This window comes from Streptomyces sp. NPDC001373, from assembly GCF_042895815.1.
Classification (GTDB): domain Bacteria; phylum Actinomycetota; class Actinomycetes; order Streptomycetales; family Streptomycetaceae; genus Streptomyces.
On sequence record NZ_JBIAWQ010000012.1, the window covers coordinates 158,163 to 178,891 of the forward strand.

The window sequence follows — 20,729 nt, forward strand, 5'->3', positions numbered from 1 at the left end:
CCCACCGGCCGCACCGGACCGCAGGGCGACATGGCCTCCGCGGAGCCGCCGCACCCGGACGCCCGCCGGGGGCCCCACCCCTCCGCACCCGGCGCAGCGCCGCCGCACCCAGCCGCTCCATCCGCCCCCTCGGCCCGCACCGAGTCGTGGCCCCGGGTCACCTGCCGGGAATCCCACCCCTCCGCCTCCGGCGCACAGCCCGAAACCCCCGCCGCGCTGAGGCCGCGGACGGCCCGGACCGAAGGGAAGCCCCCCTCCGCCCCCGGTGCACGGCCGCCGCACCCGGCCGCTCCGGCCGCCCCCGCCCCCCGTACCGCCCCGCACGAGCCGCCGGTCGCGCCCCTCGCGCACGCTGGGCCGTACGAGCGTGACCACACCGCCCGGGCGGAGCCGGGGCGTGCCGGTGGTTCCCGGGGGGAGGTGCCCGCCGCGCGGGAGGCCGCCGCCGTGGGGATTCCGCATCCGCAGGGGTCCGGCGTTCCCGGGCCCGGGGCGGCCGAGATCGTCGCCCAGGCCGTCGCCCGGGGGATCGACGGCAGGGACGGGGTGCGCGGGGACGCCGACGCCGTCGGCTCGCTCGCCCGCCGCGGGCCCGTGAAGGGGGCCGCCGTGACGGAGGTTCCGGTGCACCTGCCGTTCCGCCCCCGGCCCGGGGCCCCCGCCCCCGCCCCCGCTCCCTCCCGCCGCACCGCGGAGCGCACGGCGCAGCCCGGGCGGCGGGTGCCCCGGGCGGACGAGCAGCTCCGGGAGCACCGGGGTCCGGTCCTGCCCGGGTGGATCGCGGTGGCCGTCGGCGCGCTCGCCCTCGCCGGCTGCGCGGCCGTGCTGTGGCGGGCCGGGGTGGTCCCCGCCCCTCTGGTGGCCGCGTTCGGGGCGCATCCCCGCCCCTACCACGGGCTCCGCGCCACGCACTGGCCGCCGCTCGCCTTCCTCGGCGTGGTCACCCTGCTCTCGCTCGGCGGCCTCGGCCGGGCCAAGGCCGGCCACGCCTGGGTGCTCACCCTCTTCGGCAGCTACCGCGGCACCGTCCGCCGTACCGGCCTGACCTGGATCAGCCCGCTCCTGCTGCGCCGCCGCGTGGACGTCCGGCTGCGGCACTGGCGCAGTGCGCCCATGCCCGCCGTGGACTCGGGCGGCCTCGCCCTCCAGGTGGTCGTCCAGGTCGTCTGGCAGGTCCGGGACACCGCCCGCGCCACCCTCGCCGTCGAGGACCACATCGAGTACCTCGCCGAGCAGGTCGAGTCGGCCACGGCCCGGGTCCTGTCCCGGCTCCCGGCCGACGCCTTCCACGACGACGCCCCGACCCTGCGCGACGCCGAGGCCGTCGGCGAGGCGCTGACGCGGACCCTCGCCGCCGACACCGAGGCCGTCGGCATCGAGGTGTTCTCCGCCCAGCCCACCCGTATCGAGTACGCCCCGGAGGTCGCCGAGGCGATGCGCCGCCGCCGGGTGGCGGCGATCGACGCCAAGCACCGGGACACCGTCCTCACCGCCGTCGTCGACGCCGTGGACGACACCGTCCACCGGCTCACCTCGCGCGGAATCGTCGAGCTCGACGACTACGAGCGCAAGGCCCTGGTGAAGGACCTCACTGTCGCCTTCTACACCGGCAGGTCCGACCAGTAACAGCCGGACAACAGCCGCACAACACCCGAAACGGGTGGCCGGTGACGACCGGCCACCCGTTTTCGCACTGGTATAGACATGACCAACTCCCGTCAATACTGTGGGACTTGGTCTAGACCTAGCGCCCCCCATCGGCTCCCGGCCCCGTCAAGGGCCCCCGCGCCCTCCTCGGCGCGCCCCCCACGCGCGCACGCCCCGCCAGGCTCTCCCCCCACACCCAAGGAGCATCATGCGTCCCTTCCGCATACCCGGACGCGCCGCCGGCGCCACCGCGCTCGGCGCCGCCCTGCTCGCCGGCGCGACCCTCTTCGCCGCCCCCACCGCCAGCGGCCACGGCTACACCGACACCCCCATCAGCCGCCAGAAGCTCTGCGCCAACAAGACCGTCCCCGACTGCGGCCCGATCCAGTGGGAGCCGCAGAGCGTGGAGGGCTACAAGGGCTTCCCGGCGGCCGGCCCGGCCGACGGCCAGATCTGCTCCGGCGGCCACAGCGAGTTCGCCCAGCTCGACGACCCCCGCGGCGGCACCTGGCCCGCGACCCGGGTGAACTCCGGCCAGCCCTTCGACTTCCGCTGGCAGTTCACCGCGAACCACTCCACCACCGACTTCAAGTACTACGTCACCAAGAACGGCTGGGACCCCACGAAACCGCTCACCCGGGCCTCCCTCGACCCCCAGCCCTTCCTCGTCGTCCCCTACAACGGCGGGCGCCCGGACATGACCACCATCCACCGCGGCTCCATGCCCGCCGGCAAGGCCGGCCGGCACATGATCCTCGCCGTCTGGACCGTCAACGACACCCCCATGGCGTTCTACGCCTGCTCCGACGTTCAGTTCTGACGCGACGTCAGCTACCCTCCGGCGGCATGCCGACGACGACCACGACCGAGACCGGTCCCGCTCCGGAGTCCGGGGCGGGAACCGTCGCGGAGCTCATCGCACGCCAGTGGGGCGACCACCGGCCCGGGCTGAAGCACGGCGCGGAGGGCGGCCCCGGCGCCGCCCGGACACCGGCCGCCGTCCTCAGCCGCCACCGGACCGCCCGGCAGTCCGCCGCCCGCGCCGCGCTCCTCGTCGACCTCCTGCCACCGGGGGCGGAGCCGCACGTGGGGGTGCTGCTCGACAACACCCCCGAGTTCCCCTTCTGGCTCGGCGCGGCGGCCCTCGCCGGGGCCGCCGTCGCCGGGATCAACCCCACCCGGCGCGGCCCCGAGCTGGCCCGCGACATCCTGCACACCGACTGCCGCCTCCTGGTCACCGAGCCCGCCCACCTCCCGCTCCTGCGCGGCCTCGACCTGCCCGGCGTGCGGATCCTGGTGACCGGCACCGAGGAGTACGAGGCCCTGCTCGCCCCCTACGCCGCAGCCGAGCCCGGCGAGGCCCGCCTGCGGCCGGGCGGACCCGGCCCGGACACCCGGCTGCTCCTCTACTTCACCTCCGGCTCCACCGGCGCCCCCAAGGCGGCCATCTGCAGCCAGGGCCGCCTCGCCGCCGCCGGCCACTCCCTCGCCCGGCACTTCCGCGTCACCCCCGACGACGTCCACTACATCTGCATGCCGCTCTTCCACGGCAACGCCGTCATGGCCTGCTGGCTGCCCGCCCTCGCCGCCGGCGCCCCCGTCGCCCTGCGCCGCCGCTTCTCCGCCTCCGCGTTCCTGGACGACGTACGGAGCTACGGCGCCACCTACTTCACCTACGTCGGCCGGGCCGTCCAGTACCTCCTCGCCACCGACCCCCGCCCCGACGACCGCGAGCACCCCCTGCGCCTCGGCTTCGGCACCGAGGCCGGGGCCGTGGACGCGGCCCGCTTCGAGGAGAGGTTCGGCGTCCGGCTGGTCGAGGGGTACGGGGCCACCGAGGGCGGCGCCTCCGTCCAGCGCACCCCCGACACCCCGCCGGGCGCCCTCGGCCGGGCGGGCGCGGACGACGACCTGGCCGTCGTCGACCCGGAGACGGGCCGCGAATGCCCCCCGGCCCTCCTCGACGCGCGGGGCCGCCTGCGCAACGGCGACGAGGCCATAGGGGAGCTGGTCAACCGGGGCCGCAGCCGCTTCGAGGGCTACTGGCGCAACCCCGGGGCCGAAGCCGCCCGCACCCGCCGGGGCTCCTGCGGGACGGGGGCCGGGGAGGGCTGGTACTGGACCGGCGACCTGTTCTTCCGCGACCCGGACGGCTTCCTCTACTTCGCGGGCCGCACGGACGACCGGCTGCGCGTCGACAGCGAGAACCTGGCCGCCGCGATGATCGAGAACATCCTGGCCCGCTGGGAGGCCGCGGCCGCCGTCGCCGTGTACGCCGTCCCGGACGAGGCGGCGGGGGACCAGGTGATGGCCGCCCTGGCCCTGCGCGAGGGCGCGTCCTTCGACCCGGAGGCCTTCGCCGCCTTCCTCGCCGCGCAGCCGGACCTGGGGACGAAGATGGCCCCGCGCTACGTCCGGATCCTCGACGCCCTGCCCGTCACGGCCACGAACAAGGTCCACCGGGCCGCCCTGCGCCGGACCGGCTTCCTCCCGCACCCGCCGCCGGGCGGCGCCCCGGCCGCCGGAACCGTCTGGCACCGCGTCGGCGGGGCCTACCGCCCGCTCGACGGGCCGGCCCTGGACGCGCTGCTGTCGGCGTACGCGACCCACGGCCGCCGGGATCTGCTGGAGCGCTGAGCGGAACCGGAGCGGGCGCGGAGCCCTCTTCACCGGGGAGGGGGGTTCCCATGACGACCACACCACCCGCCGCGCCGTCGCCCGCGAAGGCCTGGGCGGCAGCGGCGGCCCTGCTCCTGAGCCTCGCCCTGGCGGCGTGCGGCGCGCACGTGGCGGGCCGGGCGGCCCCGCCCTCTCCCCTCCCGGCCTCCTCCCCCTGCGGCCCGGGCGCCGCGGACCTCCCCACGGAGGAGCGGACCGGCAGCGCTCCCGAACCCCCGACCGAGGACCAGGCCGCCACCGCCCCCCAGCCGCCGACGGACGAGGACCCGGGGACCCCGCAGCCGCCGACGGACGAGGACCCCGGCACCTCCGGCCCGCCCACCGATGGCGCCGCCGGTGCAGCGCGCCCCTGCCCGGTCGTGGACGGCTGGTACGACATGACCGGCGAGTTCGAGGCCTACTACGCCCGTCACCGCACCGCCGAGGACAGCCTGATGCCGCCCGGCAGCGTCAGGGAGGCGAGGGTCCGCAAGGCCGGGGGGACCTCGGAGGCCCGGGTCGCCTTCACCACCGGCTCCGTCGGAAAGGGACTCGGCGAGGACGCCCGCCGGGTCGCCCGGGTCTTCGCGGACTGGCGCCACGAGGTGTACGGGGACACCGGCACGGTCCGGGTCCGGGGCGCCGACGGGAACGGGGCCGCGGACCTCTCCTGGTGACCGCGGGGACGTGGTTTGGAGCACCCCTCGGGACCAGGTAGTATTTTCTCTGTCAGCAAGCGCCGCTAGCTCAGTTGGTTAGAGCAGCTGACTCTTAATCAGCGGGTCCGGGGTTCGAGTCCCTGGCGGCGCACCTGATCTTCGGGCGGTTACCGGTTCACCGGTAACCGCCCGAAGTGCTTTCCGGGCCCTGCCCGTAGGGCCCACCCCCTGCGATCCGCCCCTCGCTCAGAGCGTGAGCGACAGCAGCAGCGGGGCGGCCCTCCGGTTCAGCGCGTCGGCGGCGGCGCGCAGCCGGTGCGCGTGCTCGACGGGCATGGACAGGGCCAGGCAGCCCACGGCCGCCCCGGCCGTGATCGGGACCGCCGCGCAGACGGTGCCCACGGCGTACTCCTGGAGGTCCAGCACGGGCACGGTGGCCGGCTGGCTGTCCAGCTTCGAGAACAGGATCCGCTCGTTCACGATCGTCTTCGACGTCAGCCGGGCGATCTTGTGCCGGGACAGGTGGTCGCGTCGCCCGTTCTGGTCGAGCTGGGTGAGCAGGCACTTGCCGACCGCGCTGGCGTGCGCCGCGGACCGGAAGTCGACCCACTCGTGCACCTTGGGCGTACGCGGGCTGTCCGCGAACTGGGTGATCCGGACCTCGCCGTCCACGTAGCGGCTGATGTAGACGGCCGCGCCGACCGAGTCGCGCAGCCGGTCGAGGGTGTCCTGGAGCTTCTCCCGGAGGGCCTGCTGCCGGTCGTTGCCGGACCCGAGCAGGACGAGGGAGTCCCCTATGGCGTAGGCGCCGTCGGAGACCTGGAGGACGTAACCCTCCCGGCGCAGCATGAGCAGCATCGGGGTGAGATGGACCGCGGGCAGGCCGGTCTCACGCGCGATCTGCGCGTCGGTCACACCGCCGGTGTGCCGCGAGATCGTTTCGAGTACGCGCAGGGCGTACTGCACCGAGTGGAACGGCGCGGTCGGCTCGGGCTTCAGCGCCACGGTTTCCCCCTACCAGGTTGTTACCGCTTGCTCTACCACGATAGCCATCAAGAGGCCCATGTGGAGCGTCCGTTGAGGAGATTGATGGCTTAATAAGACCCGTCTGGCTGGGCCTATCCGTCTGGCATATGCCAGTGGCACGAACCTGCCCTGGTCTGCCGGGAATGCCCTGCGGGCGGTCGCCGTTCCCCTTCTCCGTACGGGCGCCCCCTGGGGCGCGCGAGGCGGACGGAACGGGAGTGACGACGATGAGCGACGCGGAGGCCAGGGGCGCCGGGAGCGCGGGTTCCGGGGGCGCGGAAGCCGATACGACCGGAAGCGGAGCCTCACTTCCGGGCGCGGCGCGCGCCGGCGCGCGCCGCGCCGGCGCGCGCGGAGACGGCGCGCGCGGAGACGAAGCGCCGGAGGCCGCCGGAGCCGACCCCGTCCGCGGGCACGCCCGGGGCACGGCGCCGGTCCCGCTGTCCGTCCTCGACCTGGTCACCGTCGGCGCCGGCAGCACCGCCGGCGCGTCCCTGCGCACCAGCGTGGAGATATCCCGGCTCGCGGAGTCCCGCGGCTACCACCGCCACTGGGTCGCCGAACACCACTCCATGCCCGGGGTCGCCAGCTCCTCCCCGGCGGTGATCCTGGCCCACCTGGCCGCGCACACCTCCCGCATCCGCCTGGGCTCGGGCGGGGTCATGCTGCCCAACCACGCCCCGCTGGCCGTGGCGGAGCAGTTCGGCACCCTGGAAGCCCTCGCCCCCGGGCGGGTCGACCTCGGGCTCGGCCGGGCGCCGGGCACCGACCCCCGGACGGCCGCCGCGCTGCGCGGGCCCGGACGGCTGGACGAGGCGGCGGACGAGTTCCCCCGGCGGCTCGCGGAGCTGACCCGCTTCCTCGACGACGACTTCCCCGACGGGCATCCGTACACCCGCGTGCACGCCGTGCCCGGCCCCGTGCAGGGCCCCGCCGCCCGGCCCCCGATCTGGCTCCTCGGCTCCTCCGGCTTCAGCGCCCGCCTCGCGGGGGAGCTGGGGCTGCCGTTCGCGTACGCCCACCACTTCTCCGCCGCGGGCACTCTGCCCGCCCTCGACCTCTACCGTCAGAGCTTCCGCCCCTCGGCCGTGCTGGACGCCCCGTACGCCCTCATCGGCGTCTCGGCGCTCGCCGCCGACACCGCGGTGCAGGCCCGGGCGCAGGTACTCACCGGCGCACTGTCGATGCTCCGGCTGCGCAGCGGCCGGCCCGGGCTGGTGCCGACGCCGCGGGAGGCGGCCGCGTACGCCTTCTCGCCGCTGGAGCGGGAGTTCGTGGACGGCTGGCTCGCGAACGTCGTCCACGGCACCCCCGACGAGGTGCGGTCCGGACTCGACGCGCTGGTGGCGCGGACGGGTGCGGACGAGCTGATGCTGACCGCCAACGCGCACGGCGGGGACGCCCGGCTGCGGTCGTACGGGCTCGTCGCAGACGCGTACGGCCTGCCCGCGGCTCCCTAGTTCCGGCCTCGATTCCCGACAGGACCCGGGAGAACGGGGTTTGGCTGGTTTGTTGCCGAAACCTTGCCGGGGCATGACCCTAAGGGATCCTTAAACCGCTCGTCATCCGGGGTGGCGGGCGGTTTCCATTGGGCCTCCAGGGCTCTGACGAGGGCATTTACCCGCTCAGTGGTCTAGTCCTTCTTTGGTCCAAACCATTGACTGGGGTGTGCCGTGATCGCTATCACTTCTCTCACCCGAAGCTGATGCCCTCCCCCTCCCACCCCCCGGAGGCAGTTCATGCACATCCGTAAACCCCTCGTCGCGGCCGCCGCCACGGCCGCGCTGGCAGCCGGGGCACTGGCCGCCTTCGCGGGAATCGGCACCGCCCAGGCCGCCGGCGCCACCGCCTCCGCGGGCACCGCCGCCGGCGGTGTGCGGATCGCCTACTACGACCAGTGGAGCGTGTACGGCAACGCGTTCTACCCCAAGCACCTGGACACCCGGGGCATCGCGGGCAAGCTCGACGTCATCAACTACTCCTTCGGCAACATCCACCCCACCGACCTCACCTGTTTCGAGGCGAACAAGGCGGCGGGCGACGACAACAACCCCAACGCCGGTGACGGGGCGGGCGACTCGTACGCGGACTACAGCAAGTCCTTCAGCGCGGCCGACAGCGTCAGCGGGGTCGCCGACAAGTGGGACCAGCCGATCGTGGGCGTCTTCAACCAGTTCAAGCAGCTGAAGGCGAAGTACCCCAACCTGAAGATCAACATATCGATCGGCGGCTGGACGTACTCGAAGTACTTCAGCGACGCGGCGAAGACCGATGCCTCCCGCAAGAAGTTCGTGTCCTCCTGCATCGACCAGTACATCAAGGGCAACCTTCCCAAGGCCGACGGCTACGGCGGCCCCGGCACGGCGGCCGGGATCTTCGACGGCATCGACATCGACTGGGAGTACCCGGGCTCCTCCGGCGGCCACCTCGGCAACCACTACGCGCCCGAGGACAAGCAGAACTTCACGCTGCTGCTCAAGGAGTTCCGCGACCAGCTCGACGCCTACGGCCAGGCCAACGGCGGCAAGAAGTACCTGCTGACCGCGGCCCTCCCGGCCGGCCAGGACAAGATCAAGTACATCGAGACCGACAAGATCGGCTCGTACCTCGACTACGCGAACATCATGACGTACGACATGCACGGCGCCTGGGACGGCGACGGGCCGACGTACCACCAGTCCCCGCTGCTGAACTCGGCCGCCGACCCGACCGACCCGATCGCCCCGGGCACCCAGAAGTACGGCATCAAGAACGCCATCGACTCCTGGCTCGACGGCAACCCGGCCTACGGCATCGCGGGCGGCTTCCCCGCCGACAAGCTGACCCTGGGCTACGAGTTCTACTACCGCGGCTGGAAGGGCGTGCCCGCCGGCACCGCCAACGGCCTCGCCCAGACCGCCACCGGCCCCTCCGGCGCCCGTCCCACCTCCCAGCAGGCCGGCATCGCCAACTACAAGGAACTCGGCGGCATCGTCGACAACCCGGCAACCACCTTCTGGGACGACCAGGCCAAGGCCTCGTACTTCTACAAGGACGGCGAGTTCTTCACCGGCCTGAACCAGAAGTCCATCCAGGCCCGGGTCGACTACGGCAGGAGCCGCGGCCTGGCCGGCGCGATGATGTACTCCCTGCTCGGCCTGGACGACAAGACCACCCTGCTGAACCAGATCAACGACGCCCTCGGCGGCACCACGACGCCCCCCACCACCCCGCCGACGACGCCGCCCACCACCCCGCCCACCACGCCCCCGACCACTCCGCCGAGCACCGGCTGCGGCAGCACCCCGGCGTACGTCGCGGGCCAGGTCTACACCGCCGGCAACGAGGTCGCGTACAACGGCCGGAAGTGGAAGGCCCAGTGGTGGACCCAGAACGAGGTGCCCGGCACCACCGGTGAATGGGGCGTCTGGAAGGACCTCGGCGCCTGCTGATCTCCCCCCACCCGGCGCCGAGCGCCGGCCGCCCCCGTGCCTCCCGCGAGGCCGGGGGCGGCGGTGTGTCCGGAGCCCCGTCCCGGACCCCGGCGCACGCGGACCTCAGCGCCGGCGCATTTCCGGGCGGGCGCTGATCATCTCCGCGATCCGCTCCGGGGCCACCGCGCGCGAGTACAGCCAGCCCTGACCGGTGTCGCACCCGACCCGCCGCAGCCGGGCCGCCTGCCCGGCGGTCTCCACGCACTCGGCGGTCACCGTCAGCCCCAGCCGGTGCGCGAGCTGGACCAGGGCCTCCACGATGGTCTCGTCGGCCGGGTTCGGATGCACGCCGTCGTCGTAGCGGAAACCGCGCACGAAGGAGCCGTCCAGCTTCAGCACCGACACCGGCAGCCGCGACAGGTAGGCCAGGTTGGAGTACCCGGTGCCGAAGTCGTCGATGGCGATCCGCACCCCCATGTCGCTGAGCGCCTGGAGGGCCTGGAGCGGCCGTCCCGCCGAACCCATCACCGCCGACTCCGTCAGCTCCAGCTGGAGCAGCTGCGGGGCCAGCCCGGTCTCGGCGAGGATCTCCGCGACGTTGCCCACCAGGTCCGAGTCCCACACCTGGCGCACCGCCACGTTCACCGACACGAACACCGGCGAGTCACTGGGCTGCTCGATCTGCCAGCGCCGCGCCTGCCGGCAGGCCGTGCGCAGCACCCACTGGCCCAACTGCACGATCGAGCCGTCCTCTTCGGCGATGCCGATGAACCGATTCGGCGTCAGTGTGCCGAACTGCGGGTGGTTCCAGCGCACCAGCGCCTCGACGCCGCGCACCACGCCGCTCTCCAGGTCCACCAGCGGCTGGTACTCCAGCTCGAACTCCCCGCGCTCCACCGCCGGGCGAAGCGAGCTCGACAGGGCCTGGCGGGTCATCCGGTGCGCGTTGCGCTCGGGGTCGAAGAGGGTCCAGCGGGCCTTGCCGTCCGCCTTCGCCCAGTACAGGGTCGTGTCCGCCGCCTGCATCAGGCCCGTCGCCGAGGTACCGGCCGCGTCCCGTTCGACCACGCCGATCGACGCGGACACCGACAGCCGCTGCCCGGCCAGGTCGAAGGGCTCCTGCACGGCGGCCAGCACGCTGCGCGCCAGGTCCGCGAGCTGCTCGGTGCCGGTGGAGTCCTCGACCAGCAGCGCGAACTCGTCCCCTCCGAGCCGGGCGACGAGGTGCCCGCCCGAGCGCCCGTACCCCGACTGGTCGGCGCAGTGGGTCAGCCGGGCCGCCACGGCGGTCAGCAGCCGGTCGCCGACCCGGTGGCCCAGGGTGTCGTTGACGGCCTTGAACCCGTCGAGGTCCAGGTAGCACAGGCCGATCCGGCCGGTTCCGCCGCTGCCGTACGCGGAGCCCTCCAGGGCCGCCGAGAGCCGCTCGAAGAACAGCGCCCGGTTGGGCAGCCGGGTTACCGGGTCGTGCATCTGGAGGTGGCGCAGCCGGGCCTGGAGGTCGCGCCGGTCGCTGATGTCGGCGACCGACAGCAGGACGTCCGGGGTGCCCGGGATCGGGCCCAGGGTGACCTCGGTCCACAGCGAGTGGCCGTCGGGGTGCTTGAGGCGGCGGGTGCAGCGCAGCCGGGCCTGACGGCCGCGGAGCACCTCCTGGTAGGCCTGCCAGGTCCGGGCCTCCGCCGCGAGGTCCACGAGGTCGGCGGCGCACTGCCCGGCGAGTTCGCGGGGCTCGCCGCCCAGCAGGGAGGCGAGGGCCCGGTTGGCGGCGATGACGTCGCCGTCGCGGTCGACGACGGCCATGGCGAGGTGGGCCGCGTCGAAGGCGGCGCGGTAGTCGCGGGGTTCGCCCGCTCCGGCGGCGCCGCCGATCACCGCGGCGGCCCTGGCGTCGGTCCCGTCGGGGTCGGCGGTCCCGGGGGTGGGCCTCGGCCTCGGCGGCGGCGCCGACATGCCCGGCACTGCTTGGTGACGCTCCGTAAGGGCCGGTCGGATGCTGTCGGCCGCCGAACCGGTTCCCTCTGAGCTTCCGTTCACCGTTGGCTCCCGCAGTGTTCGTGAGTGTCGGTGCAGGAAAGTGTGCCGATCATAGAGGCTGACGGAGGCCCTATCCAGCGGCGTCGCCGTGTGGGGCACGGGTTGTCGCCGTGCTGACGCCCCGTCGGCCGCTCCCCGATGCCGTGTCGGCCGCCGGCGCGTGACGGATTCCGCACGGCCGTGAGCGCACCGTGCCCTGGTCTGATCCCGGGTGATCGATAGTGACGTTCCGTAGGCGAGGGTGTTCGGCCCGGGGGTCACCGACTTGCCGTAGTGCTCACTCGTGTGGGGCAGAGGAACCATGCATAAATAGGACAATCACCTCAAGGTGGATGGAACAAGGCGAATCCACTACCGGAGGTCGATGTGCCGCGACAGCTGACACCCGGGGGAGTGGACCGCTCCCGCATGCGAAGTACGGCGGCCATCCTCACCTCGATGACGGCGCTCGCCGCCATGTCGCTCGTCACGGGACCCGCCGTGGCCGCCGGACCCGTCACCGGCGGGCCCTGCGCGCTGACCCGCACGGCCGCGCACCACTCCCTCGGCCTGGACACCTGGAACCGGGCCTACCCCAAGCCGGAGCGCACGCTCCACGCGGTGATGGTCTTCCTCTCCTTCCCCGACCACCGGACCGCCGTCACCCCCGAGGACCTGGCCGCCGACTACTTCCCGGCCACCAGCGACTTCTTCGAACGGGCCTCCTACGGCCGCTTCCGGCTGGTCCCGCACCCGCAGCGGCAGTGGATCCCGATGCCCCGGCCGTCGACCGCGTACGGGATACAGCGCGACTGGGCCCCGGACGCCCGGGCCGCCTACCTGCGGGACGCGGTCGCCGCCGCCGACCCGCTGGTGGACTTCAGCGCGTACGACATCGTGTACTTCGTCGCCGACCCCAACGCCCCCGGGGTGGACTCCGACGCCACCAAGGTCGTCAACTTCGACCGCCCCCTGCGGGCCGACGGCACCGACCTGCGGCGGATCGTCACCGTCTTCGAGCGGCACCCGCCGGACCGCAACGTGCTGGCGCACGAGACCGGGCACGTCTTCGACCTGCCCGACCTCTACCACCGCCCGACGGACGGCAAGGGCGACTGGGACACGTACGTCGGCGACTGGGACGTCATGGGCAGCCAGTTCGGAATGGCCCCGGACCTGTTCGGCTGGCAGAAGTGGAAGCTGGGCTGGCTGGACGCCTCCCAGGTCGACTGCGTGCGCTCCGGTACCTCCCTGCACACCCTCCAGCCGCTCTCGCAGCCCCTGAAGCCCGGCGCCACGGGCGGAACGCGGCTCGCCGTGATCCGTACGGGCCCCGGCAGCGCGATCGTGGTCGAGGCGCGGAGCTCCGTCGGCAACGACGGGGACACCTGCACGGAGGGGGTCCTGGTCTACCGGGTCCGCAACGAGGCGGCGTCGGGCGGCGGTCCGATCGAGGTCCTGGACGGCCATCCGCGCACCGAGGCCTGCTGGGACCGCTCGGTGTACCCGCCGCTCGCCGACGCCCCGCTGGAGGTCGGGGAGACGTTCACCGTCCCGGGAGAGCGGATCACCGTCGAGGTCGCGGACCGGACGCTGTCGGGCGCCTACACGGTGAAGATCACGACGTGACGGCGGATCCGGCGTGACGGCACGAAGAAGGCCCCCACTCTGATGAGTGGGGGCCTTCTTCCGTCTGTGCGCCGCCAGGGACTCGAACCCCGGACCCGCTGATTAAGAGTCAGCTGCTCTAACCAACTGAGCTAGCGGCGCTTGCTGACGAGGTAGACACTAGCATCCGAATCGGCCGAACCAAAAATCGATACCGGGGCCGGACCCCTCGCGGCGTGCAGGAACGCCCACAGGAGGCAGTCCGGACCGGGCAGCCAGGGGAGCCGGGCGTCCGGCGCGACCAGCCACCGGGAGGGGCCGGGGCCGGGCCGCAGCGGGGGCACGGTGACGGCGTCGCCGTGGCCGTGGCAGAGGGGCGCCGGGGCCGGGGCGCCGGGACCCCACTCCTCCCAGGCGAGCAGCGCGGGGAGCCGCTGGGCGGTGCCGGGGGAGGCGAAGAGCAGCATCCGCCCCCGGTGCACGGCGGCGGGCCCGGAGCCGGGGCCCTGCTCCCAGAGCAGGTCGAGCATGCGCCGGCCGAGGACGAGCGGAACGTTGACGACGTCGAAGGCGGTCCCGCAGGGCAGCACGGCGTGCGCGTCGGGCCGCGCCTCCCAGGCGGCGAGGGTGCTCCCCGGATGCGCGGAGGCGGAGGCCAGCCAGGCGGCTCCCTGCGGGGTGACCTGGGTGGCGGGCGCGGTGCGCGCGTCGATGCCGTCGAAGGCGGGGCGGTTGGCGGCCGTCGTCAGGATCGTCATATGCCAATGTCTACCGCCCGTAGTGTGTCGGTTCCCACGAGTTACCGGAAACCGGGACGGGGGCGGGTCGGTTGCGCTATCTTGCGCGCCGCACGTGCCGGTGGTGACCGGCGGGGGCGGGGCCCGGCCCGCCCCCGCCGGCTCAGGCCTCCGGGGGCGTCCCGCGCTGGAGGTCCTCGCCGAACTCGATCATGCGGCGCGCGTAGTCCTCGGTCCACTCCGCCGCCTCGGCGATCGCGGACGGCGGGAGGCGGTCGAAGCGGCGGGGGTCGGCCAGCTGGGCCGCCGCCAGCGCCTGGAACTCCTCGGCCCGGTTCTGTGCGGCCCGGAACGCCAGCGTCAGCTCGGTCGCGCGCGCCAGCAGCTCCCGCGGGTCCTCGATCGACTCCAGGTCGAAGAAGTGCTCCGGGTCCGCGACGGCCTCCGAGGGCTCGAAGAGCAGCGGTGCGGGCCGCTGCCTCCGCTCGGTCCGCTCGGGCTCTGCCATGCGTGTCCTCCTGCGCTTGCGAATTCCTCCGGGCCACCCTCCATTGTCCAGCGTCGCGCAAGGGTGCCGGGCGTCACGCCGACGCGGGCTCCTTCACCAGGGCCGCGATGTCGTCGAGGACGCCCGACACCTCGGCCGCCAGGCCCTCGGGAGCCTCGAAGCCCTCGGCGCCGACCAGGCCGAGGACGCCGGGCACCGCCACCGAGCGCGCGGCCGGCACCAGGCCGACCTGGGTGAGCACCGGCAGCAGCATCGCGGCGGCCGGGGCGCCGCCGCTGCCGCCCGCGCTGTAGCTGACCAGGCCGACCGGCTTGCCCCGCCACTCGGCGTAGAGGAAGTCGACGGCGTTCTTGAACGGGGCGGTGAAGCCGCCGTTGTACATCGGCAGGACGAACACGAACGCGTCGGCGGAGTCGACGACCGCGCTCCAGTCGCGGGTGTGCTGGTGGGCGTAGTTGCCGCTGGAGGGGAACTCCGGCTCGTCCAGGAACGGCAGCGCGATCTCCGCGAGGTCCACCGGGGTGACCTCGAAGGTGCCGTGCTCGCGGGCGAGGTCGGCCACCCAGCGGGCGAGGGGGCGGCCGGCGGAGGTGGGGCGGTTGGCGGCGGAGACGACGAGCAGGCGGGTCATGACGTGAACTCCCTTGGGGCGCTGGCGTGATGTGCGGGGACAGCCTCGTTGTTGACGTGTCACCCAGGAAAGTCGGAGGTGCGTGATATGTCAACTAGGTAAGTGACGTATCACCAAACTCGCTAGGCTGCCCCCATGACCGAAGTGCCGGAGCCCGCCCGCCCCCGCTGGCTCACCGAGTCCGAGCAGGACGCCTGGTACGCCTGGCGCCGTATGTTCCCGCTCGTCAACGCGGAGATCGCCCGCGACCTCCAGCAGGACAGCGGCCTGTCCGAGGCCGACTACGACGTGCTCTCCGTCCTCGGCTCGACCGACGGCCACCGCATGCGCGTCACCGCGCTCGCCGGACTGATGAGCTGGTCCCGCAGCCGGCTGTCCCACCAGCTCACCCGCATGGAACAGCGCGGCCTGGTACGGCGCGAGGAGGTCGCCGCCGACGGCCGCGGGGCGGAGGTGGTGCTCACCGCCGACGGCGTGGCCGCGATCACCGGGGCCGCCCCGCACCACGTGGAATCCGTACGCCGCCACCTGATCGACGTCCTGACCCCGGATCAGCTCCACACCCTCGCCGAGATCGGCGAAACCCTCCGCCACACCTTCGGCGCCACCCGCAAGTAGGAGCGGCCTGCGCCCGGACCGCGCCGCGGCAGGTCCTACGGCCGCCAGGCGACGCGGTGTTCGGCGAGGTGGGAGAGGACCGAGTGGTTCGCCTCCCACCCGTCCGGGCTGTGTTCATCGGCCGCCTGCGGCGGCGTGCCGGACTCCGTCCGGCGGATGGGGGCTGGGGCGTCGGCTACGGCCGCCAGGCGACGCGGTGTTCGGCGAGGTGGGAGAGGACCGAGTGGTTCGCCTCCCACCCGTCCGGGCTGTGTTCGTCGGCCGCCTGCGGCGGCGTGCCGGACTCCGTCCGGCGGGTGGGGGCTGAGGCGTCGGCTACGGCCGCCAGGCGACGCGGTGTTCGGCGAGGTGGGAGAGGACCGAGTGGTTCGCCTCCCACCCGTCCGGGAACTTGATCGTCGCCCCCAGCTGCACCGGTTCCGTGGACGGGTGGTCGTCCAGGAGTTCCGCTATGCCGGCCCGGGCCACCACCACGCAGGCGTGCCGGTGCCGCGAGGCCAGGACGCACAGGCGGCCCGTCTCCAGGTGGAAGGCCGTCGCGTCGGGGCGGCCCGACAGGGGGTGGAGGACCACCGTGAGGTCGTACTCGCGGCCCTGGAGGCGGTTCGCGGTGTCCACCGTGACGCCTGTGACGCCCAGGGAGGCCAGGGCGGTGCGGACGGCCGCCGCCTGGTCGCGGTGCGCGGTGCCCACCGCGATGCGCGCCGGGGTGAGCGGGGACGGGACCGGGGAGCGCTCGTCGGAGGTCACCGCGCCGCGGTCCAGGGCGCGGCGGACCACGAGGGCCACCGCCCCGACCGCCTCCGGGTCCGTGCGCGGGGTGTGCCGGGCGGGGAGTTCCAGCAGGCCCCAGCCCGCCTCGGCCGCCTCGTCCAGCACCCGGTCGGGACCGGAACCGTCCGACGCGACCCCGTACGCCAGCCGCCGCTCGCCCGGACCCGTCCCGCTGCGGAACATCGAGTACGGGTAGAAGGCGCGCGAGACCAGCGGGGCGGCCGTCGCCGGCAGCCGCCACGACACCGGCAGCCGGTGCTGCGGCAGCCGGGGGTTGTGGGCCAGCAGGGTGGAGACCGCGGAGGCGGAGGGGTCGTAGGACAGCCCGGCCCACTGCTCCGCGCCGACCACACTGAACGGGTCCAGCTGCCCCGGGTCGCCCACGAACAGCGCCCGCTCGAACAGCCCCGCCACGGCCAGCAGCGCGTCGGAGCGCATCTGGTACGCCTCGTCGACGATCGCGTGCTCCCAGGGCTCCGCCTTCACGTACGCCCACTTCGCGGCCGTGGAGATGGTGACGGGCAGTTCGGCCAGGTCGGCCGGCTTCGCGGAGAGGGTGACGGAGGGCAGGTCGCGCAGCGCCGGGTCGTAGGCGTCGGCGTCGCTGCTGTGCAGCCGGCCCACCTTCAGCTCCGGGTCCTTCTCGGCGAGCCGCAGCACCAGGTCGTCGACCTGCGCGTTGGTCTGCGCGACCACCATCAGCCGGCGCCCGGCGGCGGCCAGTTCCCGGGCCGCGCGCACCACCAGCGTCGACTTCCCGGCCCCGGGCGGGGAGTCGACGACCACGCCCCGCTCGCTGCCGTGCAGGGTGTCGTGGAGGATGGCGGCGGTCGCCCGGTCGGCGGCCGCGCCCGGGTCGAAGGCGGTGCTCACAGGATGTCCTCGTCGGTCACGGCGTCCAGGGCGGGGGCGGCGGCGGATCCCGGCGGGCCGCCGTGCGTCCAGGGGGTGTTCTCCGGGTCGGGCAGCTTCGGGCCGCCGCGCGGGTCGTGCTCGAACAGGGTCCAGCACACCCGGTCGCCCTTCTCCGGCACCGATCCCGCCACCGGCTCCCGTCCGGCGCCCATCTTGTCGAGGACGCGCAGCACCAGCCGGCCGTCCTCCTCGCGGCGCACGAACGCGAAGGCCTGCTGGCGGCCGTCCAGCGAGCGGAAGACCTTCCCGCCGCCCTCGTCCGCCAGCTGCGGCCGGTCATCGGTGGCCACCGTCAGCAGGGGGCGCGGGCGGGGCCGGCTGCCCTCCGTCCACTCCATGGCCACCTCGGTGACCTCTCCGGCGAAGGCCTCGCCCGCGAACCGCCGGCCCGCCATCACCAGCGGGTCGTCCAGGGCCTCCTGCGCGTCCAGCCGCACCTGCTCGGTCTCCCGCGTGGCCAGCTTCTGGGCCGCCGTCACCGCGTCGTCGCGGCGCGGCTGCGGCGGCTCGCCCGCCCGGACCCGGTCGCGGTGGCCGGTGAAGGACCAGCGGTCGCGGGTCCAGCGCTCCTCGGTCCGCTCGCCCGGCGGCAGGGCGCGCACCAGGTCGATCGCCTCCCAGGTCTGCCGCCAGGCGGGCTCCATCTGCTCCACGACCAGCCGCCGGACCTCCTCCTCGGCACGGCGCACGGCGTCCGCGTCGCGGGGCCCGTCCGCCGAGCGGGCGGCGTCGAACCTCGCGATCGCCGGCGCCAGCAGTCCGTTGTCGAAGGCGGGGTCGGTGGCCGGGCCGGCCGGGGGGAACAGCAGCCGCCCGTCCTCGTCCCGGCCCAGCTCCACCCTGAGCGCCCACTCGGCGCCCGAGACGCCCTCCGGCGGGGCGATCCAGCCCAGCAGGGAGCCCAGGTGCTGGTCCTCCAGGTTGCTCTGGCCCGTCGCCCAGTGCCGGGAGAGCAGGTCGGTGGCGGACAGCAGCATCGAGGACCCGGGCACCCGGGAGCGCTCGGCGAGGTGCGTGAACCAGCGGCCCAGCAGCGGGACCCGGGTGGGCGCCGGGTAGGGGTTCTCCGGGTCCTCCTCGGCGGTCCGGCGGAACCGCATCGACCGGCCCAGCAGCCGTACGTACTCGATGCCGGCCCGGCTCGGCACGACGATCTGCGGCGCGTCCACGCACAGTTCGGCCTCGACCTTGGTCCTCTTCCCGGTCTCCGGGTCGGTCTCGGTCCGCTCGGCGGGCTCGACCACGTCCGCGTAGGACTCGATGTACGGCATCAGCTGCCGCGCCAGTTCACCGAGGAACTCCCAGCGCAGGTCCCGGTCGCGGGGCTGCGGTATGACGAGGATCCGCGGATCGTTCCGGTCGGTGCCCAGCATCGCGCCGAGCGGGGCCCCGGCCTCACCGGCGGTGGTCAGCGGCACGAAGACCAGCGGCTGCGCGCCCAGGTGGCGGTGGCGTACGGTCGCCAGCGGCCGGGCGCGGCCCGCGCGGACCGCCTCCAGCCGGGCGAGGGTGGTCAGCAGGGGCATGCGGGGGTCTCCGGGGCCTGGTGCGGGGGTCGGACGGCGGCCGCTTCCAGGGCTTCGGCGCGCAGCCGGGCCGCCCGGCGCAGTGCGTCGGCGGTGGGATCGCCCTCGGGGCCCGCGCCGGCGGCGGCCGCGAGGGCCTCCTCGACGCTGCCCAGCCCGCCCAGCTCGCCGCGGACGGACCGGCCGAGCGCGGCCGGGTCCCCGGCGGCGCGGGAGCGCTCGCGGCAGTGGAAGGCCAGCTCGCAGGCGGCCAGGCACTCGGGGGCGTAGGCGGCGGAGACGGCGGAGACGGCCCGGGTCAGCTCCTCGGCGGGCCGGGCGGGGTCGAAGCAGATCCCCTCCGGCAGGCCGGCGGCCAGGTCCTCGATCCGGGTCAGCCGCTCCAGCTGGCGGCGGGTGACCGAGCGCTCGCGGCGGACGTCGACGGGTTCGGCGGTGGGCAGGTTGGAGAAGTCCTTCGGGCAGACCAGCAGCACCCGGTGGTCGACCTCCGCGCCGGACAGTTTCGCGGCGGTCTGCTCCAGTGCCAGGACGTACACGGCGGCCTGCCGGGCGGCGGCCCCCACCTTGGCGGCGTCGGCGGCCCCGTCGATCATCGGGAACGACTTGATCTCCACGACGGTCCAGCGGCCGTCGGGGTGCACCACGACGGCGTCGGGCTCCAGGTAGGCGGGGGTGCCCGCCACCTCCAGGGCCAGCATCGGATGGTCCAGCAGGGTCCAGGTCCGCGCGGCGGTGGCCTCCCGCAGGGCCAGCGCTGTCCGGGCGGCCCGGCCCTCCGGTCCGGCGGCGGTGAGGTCGGGCACCCGGGCGTCCGGCCCGGGGGGCTCGGCGCCGGCGCCCAGCCGGGCGTGGACCAGGCGCAGCAGCTCGGCGCCGCCGTCGCCCTTGACCTTGGCCTCGAAGGAGTTCCCGCGGACGATCGCGAACTGCGACTGGCCGAAAGCCGCCGGTGTGCCGAGGGCCGCGGCCAGGGCGGTCTTGTCCACCCCGGCGCCGTCGAGGATCGCCCGTCTGCCGCAGCCCGGGTTCGCGGCGAGCGCGGCGAGCGCCCGTGCGTCGAGCGGACGGGGCGGTACGGCGGGGCCGCGCAGGTCAGCGAGCCGCTGCCGCAGTGTCGTCGTCTGGGGCGGGCCGCCGGGCGGGTAGGAGCTCACGGGCGGAAGTGTCCCATCCGCCACTGACAATCGTGGACTTACGGCGGAAACGGACCGGTTCCCGCCGTCCGGGCCCGTCTCCGCCCGCGTCCATGACCACCACGACGGTCAGGGGCACGGCGCCGGCCGGACGGAGTTGCCCTGCGTTCACGTCGGCGATGATGGACGGACGACGGATTCGCGCGCCACAGGGCGAACCACCACGGACCGGGAGAAACACAGATGGCCCCCCGCATCCTGCTGGCCCGCCACGGCCAGACGGCATGGTCCCTGCTCGGCAAGCACACCGGGCGCACGGACGTGCCCCTGCTGGAGGAGGGCAGGCAGGGGGCGAAGCGGCTGGGCGAGCGGCTCGCCGGCGAGCCCTGGGTCTCCCTGCGCGGCCTGGAGGTGCGCACCAGTCCCCTGGTCCGGGCGAGCGAGAGCTGCGACCTGGCGGGCTTCGGGGCGCAGGCGGAGCCCTGGGACACCCTCATGGAGTGGGACTACGGCGCCTACGAGGGGATGACGCCGGCCGAGATCCAGGCGGTCCGGCCCGGCTGGCTGATCTGGCGCGACGGGGTCCCCGGCGGCGAGTCCGTCGCCGACGTGGCGGCCCGCGCGGACGAGGTGGTCGCCTGGGCCCGCTCGGCGGAGCGGGACGTCCTGGTCTTCGCGCACGGGCACGTCCTGCGCACCCTCGCCGCCCGCTGGCTGGGCTTCGAGGCCTCCTTCGGCGCCCGCATCCGCCTGGACCCGACCTCGCTGTCGGTCCTGGGCTGGGCGTACGGGGCGCCTGCGCTGGAGCGCTGGAACGACACGGGGCACCTGGAGGGGTAGGACCCGCCCCGCCGGCG

17 protein-coding genes and 2 tRNA genes are annotated in these 20,729 nt (G+C 74.4%); 10 read left to right on the plus strand and 9 right to left on the minus strand.

Features of this window, described 5'->3' with window-relative positions; all coding sequences use genetic code 11:
• Nucleotides 1-447 precede the first annotated feature (447 nt).
• The 5 genes from ACFY15_RS25815 (at nucleotide 448) to ACFY15_RS25835 (ending at nucleotide 5,115) form a co-directional block, all read left to right on the plus strand.
• Entirely contained in the window at nucleotides 448-1,626 is a 1,179-nt protein-coding gene (locus tag ACFY15_RS25815; protein ID WP_390826133.1) for an SPFH domain-containing protein, read from the plus strand.
• Between the two features lie 229 nt (nucleotides 1,627-1,855).
• Nucleotides 1,856-2,467, plus strand: a complete 612-nt coding sequence (locus tag ACFY15_RS25820) for a lytic polysaccharide monooxygenase (RefSeq protein WP_390826134.1) — start codon at nucleotides 1,856-1,858, stop codon at nucleotides 2,465-2,467.
• 26 nt (nucleotides 2,468-2,493) lie between these two features.
• On the plus strand, nucleotides 2,494-4,284 hold the full coding sequence (locus tag ACFY15_RS25825; protein ID WP_390826135.1) for an AMP-binding protein: 1,791 nt from the start codon (nucleotides 2,494-2,496) through the stop codon (nucleotides 4,282-4,284).
• A gap of 50 nt (nucleotides 4,285-4,334) precedes the next feature.
• Nucleotides 4,335-4,982 carry a hypothetical protein gene (locus ACFY15_RS25830; RefSeq protein WP_390826136.1) on the plus strand — a complete coding sequence of 216 codons (648 nt, stop codon included), beginning with the start codon at nucleotides 4,335-4,337 and terminating at the stop codon, nucleotides 4,980-4,982.
• A gap of 59 nt (nucleotides 4,983-5,041) precedes the next feature.
• Nucleotides 5,042-5,115: transfer RNA gene (locus ACFY15_RS25835), tRNA-Lys, on the plus strand.
• Between the two features lie 95 nt (nucleotides 5,116-5,210).
• On the opposite strand, the gene ACFY15_RS25840 is transcribed toward ACFY15_RS25835, so the two are convergent.
• The gene (locus tag ACFY15_RS25840; protein WP_390687437.1) at nucleotides 5,211-5,969 is read right to left on the minus strand and encodes an IclR family transcriptional regulator; all 759 of its coding nucleotides are present in this window, start codon (nucleotides 5,967-5,969) and stop codon (nucleotides 5,211-5,213) included.
• 248 nt (nucleotides 5,970-6,217) lie between these two features.
• Between ACFY15_RS25840 and ACFY15_RS25845 the strand changes: the two genes are divergently transcribed.
• Both ACFY15_RS25845 and ACFY15_RS25850 read left to right on the plus strand, forming a co-directional pair.
• Complete coding sequence (locus tag ACFY15_RS25845) at nucleotides 6,218-7,450, plus strand: LLM class flavin-dependent oxidoreductase (RefSeq protein ID WP_390687436.1); 1,233 nt, start codon at nucleotides 6,218-6,220, stop codon at nucleotides 7,448-7,450.
• A 279-nt stretch (nucleotides 7,451-7,729) separates the two neighbouring features.
• Nucleotides 7,730-9,421 carry a glycosyl hydrolase family 18 protein gene (locus ACFY15_RS25850; RefSeq protein ID WP_390687435.1) on the plus strand — a complete coding sequence of 564 codons (1,692 nt, stop codon included), beginning with the start codon at nucleotides 7,730-7,732 and terminating at the stop codon, nucleotides 9,419-9,421.
• A gap of 105 nt (nucleotides 9,422-9,526) precedes the next feature.
• On the opposite strand, the gene ACFY15_RS25855 is transcribed toward ACFY15_RS25850, so the two are convergent.
• The gene (locus ACFY15_RS25855; RefSeq protein WP_390687434.1) at nucleotides 9,527-11,356 is read right to left on the minus strand and encodes a putative bifunctional diguanylate cyclase/phosphodiesterase; all 1,830 of its coding nucleotides are present in this window, start codon (nucleotides 11,354-11,356) and stop codon (nucleotides 9,527-9,529) included.
• 492 nt (nucleotides 11,357-11,848) lie between these two features.
• Here ACFY15_RS25855 and ACFY15_RS25860 point away from each other — a divergent pair, with 492 nt between their 5' ends.
• Entirely contained in the window at nucleotides 11,849-13,048 is a 1,200-nt protein-coding gene (locus ACFY15_RS25860; RefSeq protein WP_390687433.1) for a M6 family metalloprotease domain-containing protein, read from the plus strand.
• Between the two features lie 67 nt (nucleotides 13,049-13,115).
• Here the strand turns inward: ACFY15_RS25860 and ACFY15_RS25865 are convergent.
• The 4 genes from ACFY15_RS25865 to ACFY15_RS25880 all read right to left on the minus strand — a co-directional run bounded on the left by ACFY15_RS25865 (nucleotide 13,116) and on the right by ACFY15_RS25880 (nucleotide 14,903).
• Nucleotides 13,116-13,189, minus strand: a tRNA-Lys gene (locus tag ACFY15_RS25865).
• Nucleotides 13,180-13,785: a bifunctional DNA primase/polymerase gene (locus tag ACFY15_RS25870; protein WP_390687432.1), complete on the minus strand. Its 606-nt coding sequence runs from the start codon at nucleotides 13,783-13,785 to the stop codon at nucleotides 13,180-13,182. Before ACFY15_RS25870 ends, ACFY15_RS25865 begins: the two co-directional genes overlap by 10 nt.
• 142 nt (nucleotides 13,786-13,927) lie before the next feature.
• Nucleotides 13,928-14,272: a hypothetical protein gene (locus ACFY15_RS25875; protein ID WP_390687431.1), complete on the minus strand. Its 345-nt coding sequence runs from the start codon at nucleotides 14,270-14,272 to the stop codon at nucleotides 13,928-13,930.
• A gap of 73 nt (nucleotides 14,273-14,345) precedes the next feature.
• Nucleotides 14,346-14,903 carry an NADPH-dependent FMN reductase gene (locus tag ACFY15_RS25880; RefSeq protein ID WP_390687430.1) on the minus strand — a complete coding sequence of 186 codons (558 nt, stop codon included), beginning with the start codon at nucleotides 14,901-14,903 and terminating at the stop codon, nucleotides 14,346-14,348.
• A gap of 135 nt (nucleotides 14,904-15,038) precedes the next feature.
• Here ACFY15_RS25880 and ACFY15_RS25885 point away from each other — a divergent pair, with 135 nt between their 5' ends.
• On the plus strand, nucleotides 15,039-15,521 hold the full coding sequence (locus ACFY15_RS25885; RefSeq protein WP_390687429.1) for a MarR family winged helix-turn-helix transcriptional regulator: 483 nt from the start codon (nucleotides 15,039-15,041) through the stop codon (nucleotides 15,519-15,521).
• 315 nt (nucleotides 15,522-15,836) lie between these two features.
• Here the strand turns inward: ACFY15_RS25885 and ACFY15_RS25890 are convergent, their stop codons facing one another.
• The 3 genes from ACFY15_RS25890 to ACFY15_RS25900 are packed head-to-tail and all read right to left on the minus strand — an operon-like array spanning nucleotide 15,837 to nucleotide 19,893.
• Nucleotides 15,837-17,168, minus strand: a complete 1,332-nt coding sequence (locus ACFY15_RS25890) for an AAA domain-containing protein (protein ID WP_390687428.1) — start codon at nucleotides 17,166-17,168, stop codon at nucleotides 15,837-15,839.
• On the minus strand, nucleotides 17,165-18,736 hold the full coding sequence (locus ACFY15_RS25895; RefSeq protein ID WP_390687427.1) for a hypothetical protein: 1,572 nt from the start codon (nucleotides 18,734-18,736) through the stop codon (nucleotides 17,165-17,167). The genes ACFY15_RS25890 and ACFY15_RS25895 overlap by 4 nt, the downstream gene beginning before the upstream one ends.
• Nucleotides 18,724-19,893: a hypothetical protein gene (locus tag ACFY15_RS25900; RefSeq protein WP_390687426.1), complete on the minus strand. Its 1,170-nt coding sequence runs from the start codon at nucleotides 19,891-19,893 to the stop codon at nucleotides 18,724-18,726. The genes ACFY15_RS25895 and ACFY15_RS25900 overlap by 13 nt, the downstream gene beginning before the upstream one ends.
• 222 nt (nucleotides 19,894-20,115) lie before the next feature.
• On the opposite strand from ACFY15_RS25900, the gene ACFY15_RS25905 reads away from it, so the two are divergent.
• Nucleotides 20,116-20,712 carry a histidine phosphatase family protein gene (locus ACFY15_RS25905; RefSeq protein WP_366452134.1) on the plus strand — a complete coding sequence of 199 codons (597 nt, stop codon included), beginning with the start codon at nucleotides 20,116-20,118 and terminating at the stop codon, nucleotides 20,710-20,712.
• Nucleotides 20,713-20,729: the final 17 nt, after the last annotated feature.